General features: G+C 70.0%; 15 protein-coding genes. All 15 read right to left on the reverse strand.

Annotation, left to right across the window (positions count from 1 at the left end):
- Positions 1-176: flavodoxin-dependent (E)-4-hydroxy-3-methylbut-2-enyl-diphosphate synthase (locus ACFVW8_RS33785; protein WP_389696900.1), on the reverse strand; the 176-nt coding region annotated here is incomplete at its 3' end.
- 4 nt (positions 177-180) lie between these two features.
- Positions 181-1,200, reverse strand: coding sequence for an adenosyl-hopene transferase HpnH (gene hpnH / locus ACFVW8_RS33790; RefSeq protein WP_311301975.1), 1,020 nt, complete (start codon positions 1,198-1,200; stop codon positions 181-183).
- 5 nt (positions 1,201-1,205) lie between these two features.
- The gene (locus tag ACFVW8_RS33795; protein ID WP_389696879.1) at positions 1,206-1,865 is read right to left on the reverse strand and encodes a 1-hydroxy-2-methyl-2-butenyl 4-diphosphate reductase; all 660 of its coding nucleotides are present in this window, start codon (positions 1,863-1,865) and stop codon (positions 1,206-1,208) included.
- Positions 1,865-3,868 (reverse strand): squalene--hopene cyclase, encoded by a 2,004-nt coding sequence (gene shc / locus ACFVW8_RS33800; RefSeq protein ID WP_389696881.1) that lies wholly within the window; start codon positions 3,866-3,868, stop codon positions 1,865-1,867. The genes ACFVW8_RS33795 and shc overlap by 1 nt, the downstream gene beginning before the upstream one ends.
- 107 nt (positions 3,869-3,975) lie before the next feature.
- The gene (locus ACFVW8_RS33805) at positions 3,976-5,079 is read right to left on the reverse strand and encodes a polyprenyl synthetase family protein (RefSeq protein WP_389696882.1); all 1,104 of its coding nucleotides are present in this window, start codon (positions 5,077-5,079) and stop codon (positions 3,976-3,978) included.
- Complete coding sequence (gene hpnE, locus ACFVW8_RS33810) at positions 5,076-6,464, reverse strand: hydroxysqualene dehydroxylase HpnE (protein WP_389696883.1); 1,389 nt, start codon at positions 6,462-6,464, stop codon at positions 5,076-5,078. Before hpnE ends, ACFVW8_RS33805 begins: the two co-directional genes overlap by 4 nt.
- 119 nt (positions 6,465-6,583) lie before the next feature.
- The gene (gene hpnD / locus ACFVW8_RS33815) at positions 6,584-7,504 is read right to left on the reverse strand and encodes a presqualene diphosphate synthase HpnD (protein ID WP_389696884.1); all 921 of its coding nucleotides are present in this window, start codon (positions 7,502-7,504) and stop codon (positions 6,584-6,586) included.
- Between the two features lie 29 nt (positions 7,505-7,533).
- Positions 7,534-8,454 (reverse strand): squalene synthase HpnC, encoded by a 921-nt coding sequence (gene hpnC, locus ACFVW8_RS33820; RefSeq protein ID WP_389696886.1) that lies wholly within the window; start codon positions 8,452-8,454, stop codon positions 7,534-7,536.
- Between the two features lie 442 nt (positions 8,455-8,896).
- A complete protein-coding gene (locus ACFVW8_RS33825) occupies positions 8,897-9,688 on the reverse strand; it encodes an ABC transporter ATP-binding protein (RefSeq protein WP_389696888.1) in 792 nt (263 codons plus the stop codon).
- Positions 9,681-10,613: an ABC transporter permease gene (locus tag ACFVW8_RS33830; RefSeq protein WP_389696890.1), complete on the reverse strand. Its 933-nt coding sequence runs from the start codon at positions 10,611-10,613 to the stop codon at positions 9,681-9,683. Before ACFVW8_RS33830 ends, ACFVW8_RS33825 begins: the two co-directional genes overlap by 8 nt.
- Before the next feature lie 106 nt (positions 10,614-10,719).
- The gene (locus ACFVW8_RS33835; RefSeq protein ID WP_384127407.1) at positions 10,720-11,592 is read right to left on the reverse strand and encodes a glycosyltransferase family 2 protein; all 873 of its coding nucleotides are present in this window, start codon (positions 11,590-11,592) and stop codon (positions 10,720-10,722) included.
- Between the two features lie 8 nt (positions 11,593-11,600).
- Complete coding sequence (locus ACFVW8_RS33840) at positions 11,601-12,380, reverse strand: CDP-alcohol phosphatidyltransferase family protein (protein ID WP_389696892.1); 780 nt, start codon at positions 12,378-12,380, stop codon at positions 11,601-11,603.
- Positions 12,358-13,419, reverse strand: a complete 1,062-nt coding sequence (locus ACFVW8_RS33845) for an iron-containing alcohol dehydrogenase family protein (RefSeq protein WP_389696894.1) — start codon at positions 13,417-13,419, stop codon at positions 12,358-12,360. The genes ACFVW8_RS33840 and ACFVW8_RS33845 overlap by 23 nt, the downstream gene beginning before the upstream one ends.
- Positions 13,407-14,144 (reverse strand): sugar phosphate nucleotidyltransferase, encoded by a 738-nt coding sequence (locus ACFVW8_RS33850; protein ID WP_389696896.1) that lies wholly within the window; start codon positions 14,142-14,144, stop codon positions 13,407-13,409. The genes ACFVW8_RS33845 and ACFVW8_RS33850 overlap by 13 nt, the downstream gene beginning before the upstream one ends.
- A complete protein-coding gene (locus ACFVW8_RS33855; protein WP_389696898.1) occupies positions 14,141-15,943 on the reverse strand; it encodes a DUF5941 domain-containing protein in 1,803 nt (600 codons plus the stop codon). Before ACFVW8_RS33855 ends, ACFVW8_RS33850 begins: the two co-directional genes overlap by 4 nt.
- Between the last annotated feature and the right edge of the window lie 59 nt (positions 15,944-16,002).

Consider the following 16,002-nt stretch of genomic DNA (forward strand, 5'->3'; position numbering starts at 1 on the left):
TGCAGCGTCGCACCGATGTCCGACGTACGCGTCGTCGTCATCGACTGCACCGAAACCGGCGCGTCCCCGCCGACCGCCACCGACCCGACCTGGATGCGCCGCGAGTGGCGGCGCATCGCGAGCGGCCGGGCCGGCAGCTCGGGGAGACCCAGTTCGACTGGTTCTCCGACGGTCATCACCTCACCGGTTCCCGCCGATGGTCTCCCGCGCGGCGCGCAGGGATTCCTTCAGCGACCCCATGGTGGCCAGTACGGCGGTGGGCTCGTAGCCGCAGTGCGCCATGCAGTTGGCGCAGCGCGGGTCCTTGCCCCGGCCGTACTTGTCCCAGTCGGTCTCTTCGATGAGCTCCCGGTACGTCGGCACGTAGCCGTCGCTCATCAGGTAGCAGGGCCGCTGCCAGCCGAAGAGCGAGTAGTTGGGAATGGCCCACGCCGTGCACGAGAAGTCGGCCTTGCCCTCCAGGAAGTCCAGGAAGAGCGGCGAGTGGTTCAGCCGCCACCTGGCCCGGTTGCCGCCCGCGAAGGACTTCTTGAACAGCTCGCGGGTCTGCTCGACTCCCAGGAAGTGCTCCTGGTCAGGCGCCTTCTCGTATGCGTAGGCGGGCGAGATCATCATCTCGTCAACCTTCAGCTCGTCATTGAGGTAGTTCAGCACCTCGATGATCGTCTGCGGGGTGTCGGTGTTGAAGAAGGTGGAATTGGTGGTGACCCGGAAGCCGCGCCGCTTGGCTTCCTTGATCGCGGCCACCGCCTCGTCGAATACTCCTTCCTTGGCAACCGATTCGTCGTGCCGCTCCCGCAGCCCGTCGATGTGCACGGCGAACGCGAAGTAGGGCGACGGCGTGAACTTCTCCATCTTCTTCCGCATCAACATCGCGTTGGTGCAGAGGAAGACGTACTTTTTCTTCGCCACCAGCTGGCGGACGATTTCGTCGATCTGCGGGTGCATCAGCGGCTCACCGCCCGCGATGGAGACCATCGGGGCGCCGGATTCGAGCACCGCGCCGACGGCCTGGGCCACCGGCATCCGCTGCTTGAGAACTCCGGCCGGATGCTGAATCTTCCCGCAGCCTTCACAGGCGAGATTGCAGGCGAACAGCGGCTCCAGCTCGACAATCAGCGGGAACTTCTCCCGCTTGCGAAGCTTCTGTTCAGCAAGGTACGTCGCAATCTTGATGGTCTGACGGAGTGGCATGGCCATCTAGCTCACCTCCTGGGGAGCAGCAAAGATCGGTGCCATTCATAGAAAGCCGGTAGGACGGCACGGAGAACACGGAATGCCGATATTCCACCGCGGACCGTGCCGATGCGGACGAGCTCATGCTGTGGAGCGTCCACGACCACCCGTACGGCCGCAACCGGGCGTGGCCCGGCGCGCAGGGCGGTGCGCAGAGTGGCGGCGGACTCCATGTCCACCGCGATCGCTCCGGTGGCCCGCAGCTCGGCCCGCTCATGCCCGCGTACGACATGGTCGGAGCCGGTCAGCGGACCGGTGTGGACGGTGCGTCCCGGTACTGCTCTGGCCAGTGCGTCGGCAAGCAGTTCGGTGCCGGTGCAGGCGGCCGACTCCCCGGCGAACCGGGTCTCGTCGGCCACCACCAGATCTCCGGGGTGCATGCCGGGTACCAGCCCGGCACAGAACCCCGAGGCAATGACCGCGGCTCCGGACGCCCGGCTCTCGCCGAGCGCCCGGGCCACGGCGGTTTCGGCCGCCTTGGGCCCCATGCCCGTACGGAGTACGGTCACCGGGCCCGGAGCCTTGTCCGCCCTGCTCCTGCCGGTGCGCAGGGCAAGCTGTTCGATGCCGAGCGCACAGGCGATCAGCAGCGGGGCGGCAGGGCCGGTTGGCCCCGCAGGCTCCCCCATCAGGCCCCCTCACGGAGTTCCGTGCGGCCGGCGAACGGATCGCCGTGCACGTAACGCCCGAGTGCGGTCAGCGGGAAGACCTGCCGGTAGAGGTGGTAGTTGATGGAGAAGTCCCACGGGAAGCCGGTGCCGGTGAAGTACGGCTCGTCCCAGGAGCCGTCGGCCTGCTGGGTCTCAGTGAGCCAGGCGACCCCGCGTGCCACGGCCGCGGTGTCCCGCCGGCCCGCGGCGAGGAGTGCGAGCAGTGCCCAGGCCGTCTGGGACGCTGTCGAGGCCCCGTGGCCGATCCACTTGTCCTCGTTGTACGAGCGCAGGTCCTCGCCCCAGCCGCCGTCGTCGTTCTGGACGGATTCCAGCCAGCCGACCGCTCGACGGATCGCGGGGTGTGCCTCGGGCAGCCCGGCGGCGACCAGGGCGGGCACCACCGACCCCGTCCCGTACACGTAGTTGACGCCCCAGCGGCCGAACCAGCCGCCGGCCGCGTCCTGTTCGGCGAGCAGCCACTCGATGCCGCGCCGGGTGACGGGGTTCCTGGAGTGGCCCTCGATGGCGAGCATCTCCACCACGTGCCCGGTGACATCCGCGGACGGCGGGTCGATGACCTCACCGAAGTCGGAGAACGGAAGCCGGTTGGGGAACGGACTGGTGTTGTCGGCGTCGAACGCTCCCCAGGCACCGTTACGGGACTGCATGCCGACGTTCCAGCGCACCCCCCGCTCGATGGCGGCCTCGATCCGCTCCGGATTCGGGTGGCGGACCCGGCGCAGCGCGAGCACCACCTCGGCGGTGTCGTCGATATCAGGATAGTTGTCGTTGTGGAACTCGAACGCCCAGCCACCCGGGGAGAGTTGAGGCCTGCGCACCGACCAGTCGCCAGGCCGGTCGATCTCCTCGTCGAGCATCCAGTCGGCCGCCTTCACGAGTGCCGGGTGGTCGGGGCTGAGCCCGGCGTCGGCGAGCGCGATGGTGGCGAGGCAGGTGTCCCAGACCGGGGACTGGCAGGCCTCGATCATGCGGGCGCCGTCCTCGCGCCAGACCGCGAAGCGGTCCAGCGAGGCGAGTCCGGCCCGCATCACCGGGTGGTCGAGGTCGTAGCCGAGCAGGTGCAGGGCGATGACGGAGTAGACGGCGGGCGGCTGGATGCCGCCCCAGCAGCCGTCGTTCTCCTGGCGTTCGATGATCCAGCGGGCAGCCGCGTTCATGGCGGCCCGGCGTACTCTGCGCGGCGCGACCCGGTGATAGAGGTGCAGCGCCTTGTCGAGGCGCTCAAAGATCCCGTCCCAACTGGCCGCCGGAGAAGGGCGCCTGGGCGGGTTCGGGGTATCCGGGTCGGTGTGCAGCTCGTCCAGGGCGAAGGGCGCGGGCCGCACCGGCCGCTTTGCCGAGACGACGGTGAGCGGCACGATGGTCTGGCGGGCCCAGCAGCCGAAATCGTAGATATTGAGCGGGGCCCACTTCGGGAAGAACATCAGCTCCGGCGGCATTTCCGGCAGGTCATCCCATTTCCACCAGCCGAAGAGGGCCAGCCAGATCCGGGTGAACACCCGGCTCGCCGCGACGCCGCCCTGTTCCCTGACCCACCCAGCGGCACGGGCCATGTGCGGATCCTCCGGCCGGTCGCCGGCCAGCCGCAGTGCCACGTACGCCTCGATGGTGGCGGAGAGGTCTCCCGGGCCGCCGTGGAACGTGGCCCATGTTCCGTCGCCGAGCTGCTCGCCACGGATGAAGAGGCCGGCCGCCCGGACCGTGCCGGGGTCCTGGATGCCGAGGAACTGACGGAGCAGAAGGTCCTCGGCGTCCATGGTGACGTTGGTGGCGAGGTCGCCCTTCCACCAGCCCTGCTCGTCCTGCCTGCCGAGGAGATGCTCCACCGAGCGTTCCGCGGCCCGCCGCGCGGCGGCCAGTACGTCGTCCGCGGCGATGGTTGATTCGGTTGTCGGTCTACTGGCCGAGGCTGCGCGGGGATCCACAGCCCCGGTGCTTCCGTCGGTCGTCGCTGTCATGGCTTCCCCTTCGTGCAGTGGGTCCTCTGCTGTGCTGGGGTCTCCGTCGGCCGGCGCCCGTGGAGAGCACCGGCCGGCGACTGCGAGTCATATGGAACAGATGGTGATCATCTCTTTCGCACAACGACGAAGTCAGCGAGCGCCGTGAGCTGCGCCCGCACGGTTTCGGGCATGTCGACACCGTGCAGCGCCTCGATGGCGACCGCATGCTGACGACGCGCCTCCTGGGCGGTCCATTCACGGCCGCCCGCCTCCTCGATGAGCGCCGCACGGGCGGCGAACTCCTCTTCGGAGAAGCTGTCGAAGTCACTGCTCTTCGCGTCGGCGGCGAGCAGCTCGCCCAGACGTTCCGAGGCCGGCCCGCCCGCGGCGAGCGCGGCGACGACCGGCAGGGACTTCTTGCGCTGGCGCAGATCGCTCCACGTCTGCTTGCCGGTGGACTCCGGGTCGCCCCAGATCCCGAGCAGATCGTCGACCGCCTGGAAGGCGAGGCCCAGGTGGTAGCCGTACGCCTCCAGGACGTCGGCGGTGCGGTCGTCGGCACCGCCGAGCACCGCACCGATGGAGCAGGCACAGGCGAGCAGGGCGCCCGTCTTGTTGCCCTCCATCTCCAGGCACTCCTCGACGGTGACCCGCTCGCGGTGCTCGTAGGAGATGTCCTGGGCCTGCCCGTCGATCAGCTTGCGGGTGGCCGAGGTCAGCCGCCGGGCCGCGCGGCCCGCCTCGACCGTCCCGAGCTCCAGCAGGACCTCGTTGGCCAGTGCGAAGAGCGCGTCGCCGACCAGGATCGCCTGGGCGGGGCCGTGCACCTTCCAGACCGTGTCGCGGTGGCGCCGCTGCTCGTCGCCGTCCATCAGGTCGTCGTGCAACAGCGAGAAGTTGTGCACGAGTTCGACGGCCACGGCGCCGGGGACGCCGGCCTGCGCGGCGGCGCCTGCCGCCTCCGCCGACAGCAGGGCCAGTGCCGGACGCACGGCCTTGCCGCCGTCGCCGTCGGAAGGCCTGCCGTGGGCGTCGATCCAGCCGAAGTGATAGGCGGCCACGGTGTCCATGGGCGGTGCGAGCCGGTCAACGGCGGCCCGGAGCACCGGCGTGGAAAGGGCCCGTCCGCGCTCCAGAAGCGCGGTGACGTCCGTGGTCTCGGCCACGGTGTCGGAAGCCGGATTCGCCGGGGTCACTGACTCTCCTCTTGTTCCGGTGGTACTGCTCATGCCGCCTCCTGCAGCGGATGTTCGTGATGGCGGCCGAGTGCCAGGAGTGCGGCGTCCGCTGCGCCGGCACCGCTGCGGACGGCGCCCTCCATCGTGGCGGGCCAGCCGGTGGCGGTCCATGCTCCGGCCAGGTAGAGGCCGGGGGCCCCGGTACGGGTCCCGGGCCGCAGCCTGCCGACTCCGGGGGCGGGTGCGAAGGTGGCCGTCCGCTCCCGGGTGACGAAGAAGTCCCTGATCCCGGCACCACGGGCGGCCGGCAGGAGCCGCTCCAGCTCGGGCAGGTAGCGCTCGCGCAGCTCGGCGACCGGAAGGTCGATCTCCTCGTCGGCGGCGGACTGCGAGACCGCGAGGTACTGCCCGGGGCCGGTCAGCCCGGAGGCGTCGGTACGGTCGAAGACCCACTGGACCGGCGATCCGAGCGCGGCGAAGAACGGTTGCCGCAGCACCTTGCGGTCGTAGACCACGTGCACATTGAGGATCGGTGAGGTGCCGATCTCCAGCAGCCGCTCCGGTGCGTCGAGCGCGCCCTCGGGCAGCAGGTCGTGTGCCTCGCGCTGCGGCACGGCCAGCACGACGGTGTCCGCCTCGATGCGTTCGGCTCCGGTGTCGACGGACCAGCGCCCGTCGTCGGTACGGGTGAGCGATCCGGCCTTCGTCCGCAGTTCCGTGACAACACCGGCGGCGTCCAGGGCCTTGCGGCTGAGCGTGTCGTGCACATCGCCGAGCGGCACGCTCGCCCAGCCGATGTCGGCGGCGCCCCGCTCGGACAGCAGGCCGGTCTTGAAGACCTTCGCGGCGAGCGCCAGCGAGGAGTTCGGTGCGGTGGCGTTGAGCGTGGCCACACCCACCAGGTCCCAGAGGGCCTCGATGGTGCGCGGCGACTGGCCGTGCCGGGCCAGCCAGCTGCCGAAGTCGATGTCGTCCAGTGCGGGATCGTCCGGGTCGAGCCGGCCCAGGGCCAGGGCCGCGCGCCCCACGCCCGCCCGCTCGGCGAGCGAGAGGTGCGGGTATCCGGCGAGTCCGGCGGCGAGGTGGAACGGCACCGGCAGCCCGTTGCGGCGCAGCCTTCCGAGCCGGGGGCCCGAGGGGCGTCCGACGTCGAGAACGGGCACGTCCAAACGGTTTTGCAGGGGAGCCAGACGAGTGCCGTCGACACGGTCGAGGAACCAGCGGTAAGCGGTGCAGCAGCGCAGATAGACATGCTGGCCGTTGTCGACCGTCAGTTCGCCGCGCCGGAAGGAGAAGGCGAGGCCGCCCAGCCTGGGCCGGCCTTCGAGCAGGGTCACGTCAACCCCGGCGTCGGCCAGACGCAGGGCCGACGTGATGCCGGCGAGCCCGCCGCCGATCACCACCGCCCGGGAGGAGCGCAGGCTGTCGTCCGTCACGCGTCCCCCTCTCGCCAGGTCTTCCCCGTCAGTGACGCAGCGGTACGACCGGGGGTTGCCCGTCGTACGGACTGATCATCCATGGTGCTCATGGTGCGTGAGATGTCACTGAGGCGCATTCAGACACGCCCCCTGGCCGTCCGGCGCGAGATGTAGCGGGCGTCCAGGCCCGACAGACCGCGCACCGCCACATACGCCTTCTCGTGGCCCGGCAGTGAGACCCGGCCGCGCAGCACCGCCTCGGGGTCGCGCTCGATCCGGTCCAGAAGCCTGCGGTAGATACCGGCCATCGCCGCCACACAGGCACCGCTGCGCCGGTCCAGCATCGGCAGCAGCCGGTAGCCCTCGGCGAACAGGGCACGCGCGCGCCGCACCTCGAAGTGGACCAGGCCCGCGAAGTCCGAGCCGGGCGGCGGGGTGGCGCGGTGGAATCCCTCGGAACAGCCGAACTTGGCGAGGTCGTCGGCGGGCAGATAGGTGCGCCCGTTGCCCGCGTCCTCCCGGACGTCACGGAGAATGTTGGTCAGCTGGAGCGCCAGGCCGAGCGTGTCGGCGTACTCCGCGGCACGTTCGGCGCCGGGGGCGCCCGGCTCCGTGCCGAAGACGCCCAGGCTGAGACGGCCGATGGCGCCGGCGACGCACCGGCAGTAGATCTTGAGGTCGTCCCACGTCTCGTAGGTCGCGCCGCGTACGTCCATCAGCACGCCGTCGATGAGCTCGTCGAGCCCTTCCAGCGGCAGCGGAAACCTGCGGGCGGCGTCGGCGAGCGCGACGGCCACCGGATCGGTGTCGTCCTCGTCGACCGCGCCGTCCCGGACCCGGTCCAGAAGGGTGCGGGTGCTCTCCAGGCGGACACGCTTGGTCTCCGGCTCCAGCTCGCCGTCACCGATGTCGTCGACACGACGGGAGAAGGCGTACAGCGCCGACATGGCCTGTCGCTTCTCGGCCGGCAGCAGTCTGATGCCGTACGCGAAGTTCCGCGCCTGCTGTCCGGTGACCGCCTCGCAGTAACTGTATGCGGCCTGTACCGGTGCCGACATGTACGTCGTCTGTCCCTCCACGGTCCGGCTCACCCCTCTCTACGCGCTCTTCGCAAGACAACTCCCACCTCGCGCAGCAGGCTGGGCTTGGTGGGCTTGGGCGGTCCGGGCAGTACGTCGAACCCGGCGGCCGCGATCGAGGTGAGGGCGGCGCGCCCCCCTCCCACAAATCCGGCGAGAAGCAGCTTGAGCCTGCCGTGGACGCTACCCACCAGAGGGGTGCCTTCATTCAGCAGATCCCCGGCGCGTTCCGCCTCGTACGCGACCAGCGCCCGCACCGACGCGCCCCCGGAGGGCGCCGCCAGATCGGATTCGGCCACATGGAACCTTGCCATGTCGTCCGCCGGCAGGTAGATGCGGTCCCGGCCGAGGTCCTCGGTGACGTCCTGGAGGTGCTCGACGATCTGCAGCGCGGTACAGACGGCGTCGGAGCGGCGGATGCGTTCGGGGCTCGCGGTTCCGGTGAGCTGGAGGACCAGCCGGCCGACGGGGTTGGCGGAGAGCTCGCAGTAGGCGAGCAGTTCCCCGTACGTTCCGTAGCGGCGGATCTTCTGGTCCTGGCGGTTGGCCTCGATGAGGCCGAGGAAGGGTTCGGGGGTGAGCGAGCAGCGCCGCACGGTGGGGCGCAGTGCCTGCAGGAGGGGATGGTGCGGGGTCTCACCCGTGGTGGCGAAGATCCGGCGCAGGTCGGTTTCGAGCGCGTCCAGCATCGCGAGCCGGTCCTCGCCCTCTGCGAGGTCGAGACCGAGGTGGCGGGCATCGGCGCCGCCGGGGGCGAGATCGCCGTCGCCGATGTCGTCGACGAGCCGGGCGAAGCCGTAGACGGCCATCAGATCGTCACGCCAGGCGCGCGGCAGGAAGAACGGAGCCACCGGGAAATTCTCGTCGGCGGCCTTGTCAAGGGTTCCGGGTACAGCGGAATCAAGCCGCGTCCGGCCTTCACGCGTCACTGCGGACCGCCCTGCGCGGGGACGGCGTGAGCACCTCGGAGCTGGAGATTATCCGTCATAGCCGTCACATCTCCCGTTCTACACTGCTGACCCAAAACTACCCATTCCGGACACGCCGCCCGCCGTCCCCATTACGGAGGACCCCTAGGGGCCCTCCGGCCAGGCGGTATCGCCCCACTTGCAACGAATCAGCACCGGTACAGCTTACGTTGTACAACGCTCACCGGAACGCCGGGGTGCGGGACGCATATCGCGTGCGCGCTGTGCCGTGCCAACTTTCCCCGTGCGCAACAGGATTGACGTCATCCGGCGGGAGGAGATCTTGGCGGGCGGCATACGACGAGCCGTGGACTTCCCGGGCCCGGTCCGCTGCCCGGACAAGCGGAACGGCCCCTGCCGGAGTGGTCCGGAAGAGGCCGCTGCTGTGCGGAAGTCGGGAGCGCTACTTGCCGGTCTCCCGCTCGTACGCCTTGAGGACCTCTTCGGTCGGACCGTCCATCAGCAGTTCGCCCTTCTCCAGCCAGAGCACGCGGTCGCAGGTGTCCCTGATCGACTTGTTGCTGTGGCTGACCAGGAAGACGGTGCCGGCCTCCTTGCGGAGCTCCCGGATGCGCGCCTCGGAACGGATCTGGAACTTCCGGTCACCGGTCGCCAGTGCCTCGTCGATCATGAGGACGTCATGGTTCTTGGCGGCGGCGATCGAGAACCGCAGCCGGGCGGCCATGCCCGAGGAGTACGTCCGCATCGGAAGGGTGATGAAGTCGCCCTTCTCGTTGATGCCGGAGAAGTCGACGATGTCCTGGTACCGCTCCTTGATCTCCTCGCGGCTCATCCCCATGGCGAGTCCGCCGAGTACGACGTTGCGTTCGCCGGTCAGATCGCTCATCAGGGCCGCGTTCACCCCGAGCAGCGAGGGCTGGCCGTCGGTGTAGACCTTGCCCCGTTCGGTCGGGAGCAGACCGGCGATGGCCCGCAGCAGTGTCGACTTGCCGGAGCCGTTGGTCCCGATGAGACCGATCGCCTCGCCCCGGTAGGAGGTGAAGGTCACGCCGCGCACGGCGTGCACCTTGCGGACCCCGCGCTCCTCGGCGTTGCCCTTGCCCCGGCGCATGATCCGGCTCAGTGCCGCGGTCGCGCTGCCCTTGCCACCGCCGCCGCCGTTGACGCGGTACACGATGTGCACATCGTCGGCGATCACGGTGGGGACGCGCCCCCCGGTGTTGTCCTCAGCCACGGCCGTACCGTTCCTCTGCCTTCCAGAAGTACACAAAGCCCACGATGCCCACCAGGAGCGCCCAGCCGAGGCCGACCGCCCAGACGTGCGACGGCAGGTTCTTCTCTGCGCCGTAGCCGTCGATCAGCGCGAACCGGACCAGATCCATGTAGATGGCCGCCGGGTTGTACTGCAGCACATCGGCGATCCAGGCCGGCTTCGACTCCAGCATCACCGGGATGGAGAACATGACGCCCGACGCGTACATCCAGGTCCGCATGACGAAGGGCATCAGCTGGGCCAGGTCGGGAGTCTTCGCCCCGAGCCTCGCCATGACGAGCGCCAGTCCGGTGTTGAAGAAGAACTGCATCACCAGGGCCGGGATCACCAGCAGCCAGGACAGCCGGGGATAGCTGCCGAAGGCGACGGTCACCGCGATCAGCACGATCATCGAGTACAGCAGTTGCTGGAGCTGCTGGAGCGAGAAGGAGATGGGCAGCGAGGCGCGCGGGAAGTGGAGCGCCCGCACCAGCCCGAGGTTGCCGGAGATGGCGCGGACACCGGCCATCACCGAGCTCTGGGTGAAGGTGAAGACGAAGACCCCGGTCACCAGGAAGGGGATGAACACCTCCTGGGTCATCCCCCTCTTCGTGCCGAGGATCAGGCCGAAGATGAGGAAGTACACCGCGGCGTTCAGGAGCGGAGTGGCCACCTGCCACAGCTGCCCCAGCTTGGCCTGGCTGTACTGCGCGGTCATCTTGGCCCGGGAGAACGCCATGATGAAGTGGCGCCGCCCGCGGAGCTGGCGGATGTACTCGAGGAGTCCGGGCCGGGCACCGCTGACAGTCAGACCGTATTTCGCGGCCAGCTCGGCCGCGCTCAGGCCGTCGTCGGCTGATGGCGGCTTGCTCAGCGCAACCGCACCATCATGGGTTGTGTCACTCACCAGATGAAACTCTCGTATTCAAAATGCGCAGCCAGTCGCGGGCGCGGCTCAGGGCGGACAGGTCCCGATAAGAAAAATACGCCTCATGCTCCCAGAGGCGAGCCTCTCAGATGACCGGAGGGCGGCCGAGTCGGGTCAGCCGCCACACCGTACGCCACTTCATCGGACGTCGCGGTCCGCAGGCTGTCGACCAGCCTTCCCGGAAACCGGCGAACCACGCCTTCAGCGCCGGGCCGGACGGCCTGCGCAGAAGGGTCAGCAGCAGCCACACGCCGAGGTACACGGGGACCAGGGGCGCGGGCAGGTTGCGACGGGCCAGCCAGACCCGGTTCCGCGCCACCATGCGGTGGTAGACGGCATGCCGGGACGGGGCGGTGGTGGGGTGGTTGAGCACCATGTCGGCGCGGTAGTCGATCAGCCAGCCGGCGTCCAGCGCCCGCCAGGCCAGATCGGTCTCCTCGTGCGCGTAGAAGAAGTCGCCGGGCAGCGGGCCGACCTCCGCGATCACCCGGGTGCGTACGGCGTTGGCGCCGCCGAGGAACGTCGTCACCCGCGAGGAGCGCATCGGGTCGGCGGCACGCAGCCGCGGCACATGGCGGCGCTGGGTCTCGCCGGTGTCCGGGTCGGCGATGCGGAAGCTGATGATGCCGAGCTTGGGATCGGCCTCGAACGCCTGCCGGCACAGCTCGGCCGTGTCGGTGAGCGGCAGCAGTCCGTCGTCGTCCAGGAACAGCAGGGCGTCCACATCGGCGCCGGAGGGGCCGAAGGCCTCGATGCCGACGTTGCGGCCGCCGGGGATGCCCAGGTTCTCGGGCAGCTCGACGGTGCGCACGCCTGCGGGGACGTCCGGTACGGGGGAACCGTTGCCGACGACGACCACCTCGATCCGGTCGCCCTTCTGCGCGGCGACCGAATCGAGCAGGGCGCGCAGCTCGGCCGGGCGGTTGCCCATGGTGATGATGACCGCGCCGAGTTTCATGGGGGTGCTCACTTCAGCCTGCTCGACGCCAGGACCGACACGAGGTGGAGGAGGGTCTGCAGCAGGGCGATGCCGGCCAGCACCGCGACCGCGAGGCGGCTGAAGAAGAGGTCGTCCCGGACGGCGTCCAGGACGGCCGCGACCAGGATCACCAGCGAGGCCTCGACGCACAGGATCAGCCGGTGGAACTTGAGCGCACCGGCGGCCTTGCGGGCAAGCGCCATGCCGGAGGTGCGCGGCTCGGAGGCCGCCTCCTTGACCGGCGGCAGCCCGCCCTGGTGGCGTGCGACACCGACGAGGTCGGTCTCGGCCTTGATCAGGATGGCGCCCAGGGCCGCGAGAGTGCCCAGGAAGGCCCACAGCCAGTCGATCCGTCCGTTGCCCCACAGGTCGGCGGCGCGCAGGCCGAAGCCGACCAGCACGGCGGCGTCGCAGAGGTAGGCGCCGACCCGGTCCAGGTAGACGCCACCCAGCGAGAACTGCTTCTTCCAGCGGGCCAGCTCGCCGTCGACACAGTCGAGCAGCAGATAGAGCTGGACCATGAGCACGCCGAGGAGCGCGCCGGGAATCCCCGGAACGAGCAGGGCCGGAGCGGCGAGCACACCGGCGACGGTCATCAGGTACGTCAGCTGGTTGGGCGTGACCTTGGTGTTCACCAGGTACCGGTCCACGCGCAGCGAGACCTCGCGCATGTAGATCCGGCCCGCCCAGTGCTCGCCGCTGCGCCGGTCCTTGACGCCCGGGGGGTGAACGACCGGGCGAAGTTCAGCTACTGATGGTCTTGGCATAGTCGGCGTACGCGTCCCTGATCTGGTCGGTGGACAGGCTGAGGTGTTCCAGGACCGTGAAGCGGCCCGGACGGGTCTGCGGGGCGTAGTCGACGGCCTGGACGAACTCGTCGACGCTGAAGCCGATCTGCTCGGGCAGGACCGGCAGATCGTGCCGGCGCAGGACCTCGGCGAAGAGCCCGGACTCCTCGTGGGCTCCGCGCAGGTGCATGGCGAAGGCGGCGCCGAGGCCGACCTGCTCGCCGTGGCTCGCGGCCCGCTTGGGGAAGAGCAGGTCGAAGGCGTGGCTGATCTCGTGGCAGGCGCCGGACGAGGGGCGGGTGTCGCCACTGATCGAGATGGCGATGCCGGAGAGCACCAGCGACTCGGCGAGAACGGTGAGGAACTCGTCGTCCGCGACGGTGCCGGGGTGGCGCAGCACGGCTTCGCCCGCGGTACGGGCCATGGCCGCGGCCAGTCCGTCGATCTGCTCGTTGTTGACCTGGTGCGAGAGCTCCCAGTCGGCGATGGCCGAGATGTTGGAGATCGCGTCGCCGATACCGGAGCGCACGAAGCGGTCCGGGGCGGCGCGGATCACCGAGAGGTCGATGACCATGGCGATCGGCATCGGGACGCCGTAGGAGCCGCGTCCGTTGTCGTTGTCCAGGGTCGCGACGGGTGAGCAGAGGCCGTCGTGGGCGAGGTTCGTGGCGACCGAGACCAGCGGCAGGCCGACCCGGGCCGCGGCGTACTTCGCCACGTCGATGATCTTGCCGCCGCCGAGACCGACCACGGCGTCGTACCGCTTGCCCTTGATGTCGTCGGCCAGCTGGACCGCGGCGTCGATGTTGCCGCCCGCGACGCAGTACCAGTCGGCGCCGGGCAGGGCCGGCGCGAGCTTCTCGCGCAGGGTCTGTCCGGAGCCGCCGCTGATCGCGATGGCGAGCTTGCCGGAGGCGGAGATCCGCTGGTCGGCCAGGAGGCCGGCCAGGTCGTCCATGGCGCCCCGGCTGATGTCGACGAAGACCGGGGAGGGGATGAGCCGGGTCAGTACTGGCACGCGATCTCCCTGCCCTTCGCGAGGTCGTCGTGGTTGTCGATCTCGACCCAGGTGACCTCGCCGATGGGGGCCACGTCGACGGTGAAGCCTCGGTTGACGAGCTCCTGGTAGCCGTCCTCGTAGTAGAGGTCCGGGTCGCGCTCGAAGGTGGCCTTGAGCGCGTCGGCGAGGGCCTCGGCGGCCTCGGCTTCGATGAGGGTGACGCCGATGTACTCACCGGTCGCGGTGGCCGGGTCCATCAGCTTGGTGATCCGCCGTACGCCCTTGCCCTCCTCGGCGATGACCTTCATCTCCTCGTCGGCGAGGTTCTTCACCGTGTCGAGGGCGAGGATGATCTTCTGTCCCTTGCCGCGTGCGTCCAGCAGGGTCCGCTCGACGGACACCGGGTGCACCGTGTCGCCGTTGGCAAGGATCACACCACGCTTGAGAACCTCACGGGCACACCACAGGGAGTAGGCGTTGTTCCACTCCTCGGCCTTGTCGTTGTCGACGAGGACGATCTTCAGGCCGTACTTGGCCTCCAGCTCCTCCTTGCGGTCGTAGACGGCTTCCTTGCGGTAGCCGACGACGATCGCGACCTCGGTGAGCCCGATCTCCGCGAAGTTGGCGAGCGTGAGGTCGAGGACGGTCTTCTCGCCGTCCACCGGCACGAGCGCCTTGGGCAGCGTGTCGGTGTAGGGGCGCAGGCGCCGTCCTGCGCCGGCTGCCAGTACGAGGCCGATCATGCGGGTTCTCCTTCGTCGTGAACGGCGGGCGCCCCGGAGGACACCCAGAAGCGGATGGATTCCACGAGCACGACCAGTGCGACGGCCACTGCGAGAGCGGTGAGTGCCACGGTGAAGCCGGAGTCACCGGTGAGTACGGCGGCGAGTACGGCCACCACCAGAGTGCGGCCCTCGTGCCCGCCGATCGTGCGCACGAGCCACTGGGGCGGTGCGCCGGTGCCGCCCCGAATGCGGTACACCGTGTCGTAGTGATGGTAGGCGACGGCCGATACGAGGCCGAAGGCCGCGGGGAGCGCACCGTCGATGTCGCTGCGGGCGGCCAGGGCGAGGATCGTGCAGTACTCGGCGGCCCGGAAGACAGGCGGCACGAGCCAGTCGAGGGCGCCCTTGAGCGGGCGGGCGACGGCGATACCGGAGCAGAGCGCGTAGAAGACCGCGGCGACGATCATCTGCCGGCTGCCGAACGGCTGCTGGAGCGCGGCGGCGATCAGTGCGCCGGCGCCGACGACCGCCACCACCGGCGCGGTCCAGGCGCCCGGGATCCGGGGACCGCGGGCCGCGACGAGCTGGGCGACCGGGCCGGAGTCGGCGAGGTCCGCGAGCGCCTGGGCGGCGCGGTCGGTGCGCCTCGCCCTGCGGGTCAGCGAGCGCAGCAGCCGGCCTGCGGTGGTGTAGCAGGCGGCGAAGGCGCAGCCGACGAGCAGCGCGTAGAAGACGATCCGGGGCGTGGTGACCGCGGTCAGTACGGCGATCATCGCCCAGCGTTCACCGATGGGGAGCACGATCATCCGGCGCAGCCAGACCGTCCAGCCGACGCTGTCGAGCTTGTCGGACAGAGCGGCGGTCGGACTGGAGTTCGCCACCGCGTCGTGGTTCGCCTCGTTGAACGAGAAGTCGATGACGTGGCGGCAGGACTGGAGCACCATCGCGCCGAGCGCCAGGGCCCAGACATCGTCGCCGCCGCGGGCGGCGCCGAGCGCCAGGCCTGCGTAGTAGGCGTACTCCTTGGCTCGGTCGAAGGTGGCGTCCAGCCAGGCGCCCATCGTCGAGTACTGGAGTGAGTAGCGGGCGAGCTGCCCGTCGGTGCAGTCCAGGACGAAGGAGAAGAGCAGCAGCAGACCGGCGGCGATGTATCCGCCACGGGTGCCGGTGGCGGCGCAGCCGGCCGCGATCAGGGCGGTCAGCAGCGACGCGGTCGTCACCTGGTTCGGGGTGAGCCCCCGGCGCGCACACCAGCGGGCGATGTAGCGCGAGTACGGGCTGATGCAGTACGTGGTGAAGAAGCCGTCCCGGGCCTTCACGGCGCTGCGCAGCCGGACCGCCTCGTCGTCCACGGCGGCGACGTCGGACAGTGCGGTGGCGCGTGCGGCCTCGTCCGCAGGTACGGCCGCGACGAGCGAGCCGAGCTCCGGGCGCTGCACCTCGGTGCCCTCGGCGTCCATCGTGACGGCGAGCCGGCCGGGCACGGTGCGGTCGGCGACCGCGACGGTGCTGCCGGGCGGGCCGGTGGGCACGTTCGCGCCGACCGCGTCGGCGGTGGTGCGCAGGGCGCGGACCAGCGCCGCACGCGCCTCGGGCTGCACGGTGAGCGCGCCGGGCACGGTGGCGGCGGGGAAGCGGGGGTCGGTCAGCCCGAGCCGCAGGGCGTGGACGTGGCCGACGAAACGGGGGTCGACGAGCGCGACCCGGCTGTCCGCGGGGACGGCGGAAAGCAACCGCGCGGCCTCGCTGACATCGGCCGCGGCCTGTACGTCGAAGCCCAGTGTCCGCAGATCGGCCTCGATGGACGATCCGGGCACCGGAGCACCTGTGAGAATGGCGGTCGACAGACGAACTCACTCCTTGGTGCTGACACGGG

Origin of the sequence: Streptomyces sp. NPDC058221, assembly GCF_042882365.1 — a bacterium.
GTDB lineage: Bacteria > Actinomycetota > Actinomycetes > Streptomycetales > Streptomycetaceae > Streptomyces.

Coding starts and splice junctions, on each gene's coding strand:
- hpnH (WP_311301975.1), bottom strand. CDS start 1,200: ATGGCCATGCCACTCCGTCAGACCATCAAGATTGCGACGTACCTTGCT.
- ACFVW8_RS33795 (WP_389696879.1), bottom strand. CDS start 1,865: ATGGGGGAGCCTGCGGGGCCAACCGGCCCTGCCGCCCCGCTGCTGATC.
- shc (WP_389696881.1), bottom strand. CDS start 3,868: ATGACAGCGACGACCGACGGAAGCACCGGGGCTGTGGATCCCCGCGCA.
- ACFVW8_RS33805 (WP_389696882.1), bottom strand. CDS start 5,079: ATGAGCAGTACCACCGGAACAAGAGGAGAGTCAGTGACCCCGGCGAAT.
- hpnD (WP_389696884.1), bottom strand. CDS start 7,504: ATGTCGGCACCGGTACAGGCCGCATACAGTTACTGCGAGGCGGTCACC.
- ACFVW8_RS33835 (WP_384127407.1), bottom strand. CDS start 11,592: ATGAAACTCGGCGCGGTCATCATCACCATGGGCAACCGCCCGGCCGAG.
- ACFVW8_RS33840 (WP_389696892.1), bottom strand. CDS start 12,380: ATGCCAAGACCATCAGTAGCTGAACTTCGCCCGGTCGTTCACCCCCCG.
- ACFVW8_RS33850 (WP_389696896.1), bottom strand. CDS start 14,144: ATGATCGGCCTCGTACTGGCAGCCGGCGCAGGACGGCGCCTGCGCCCC.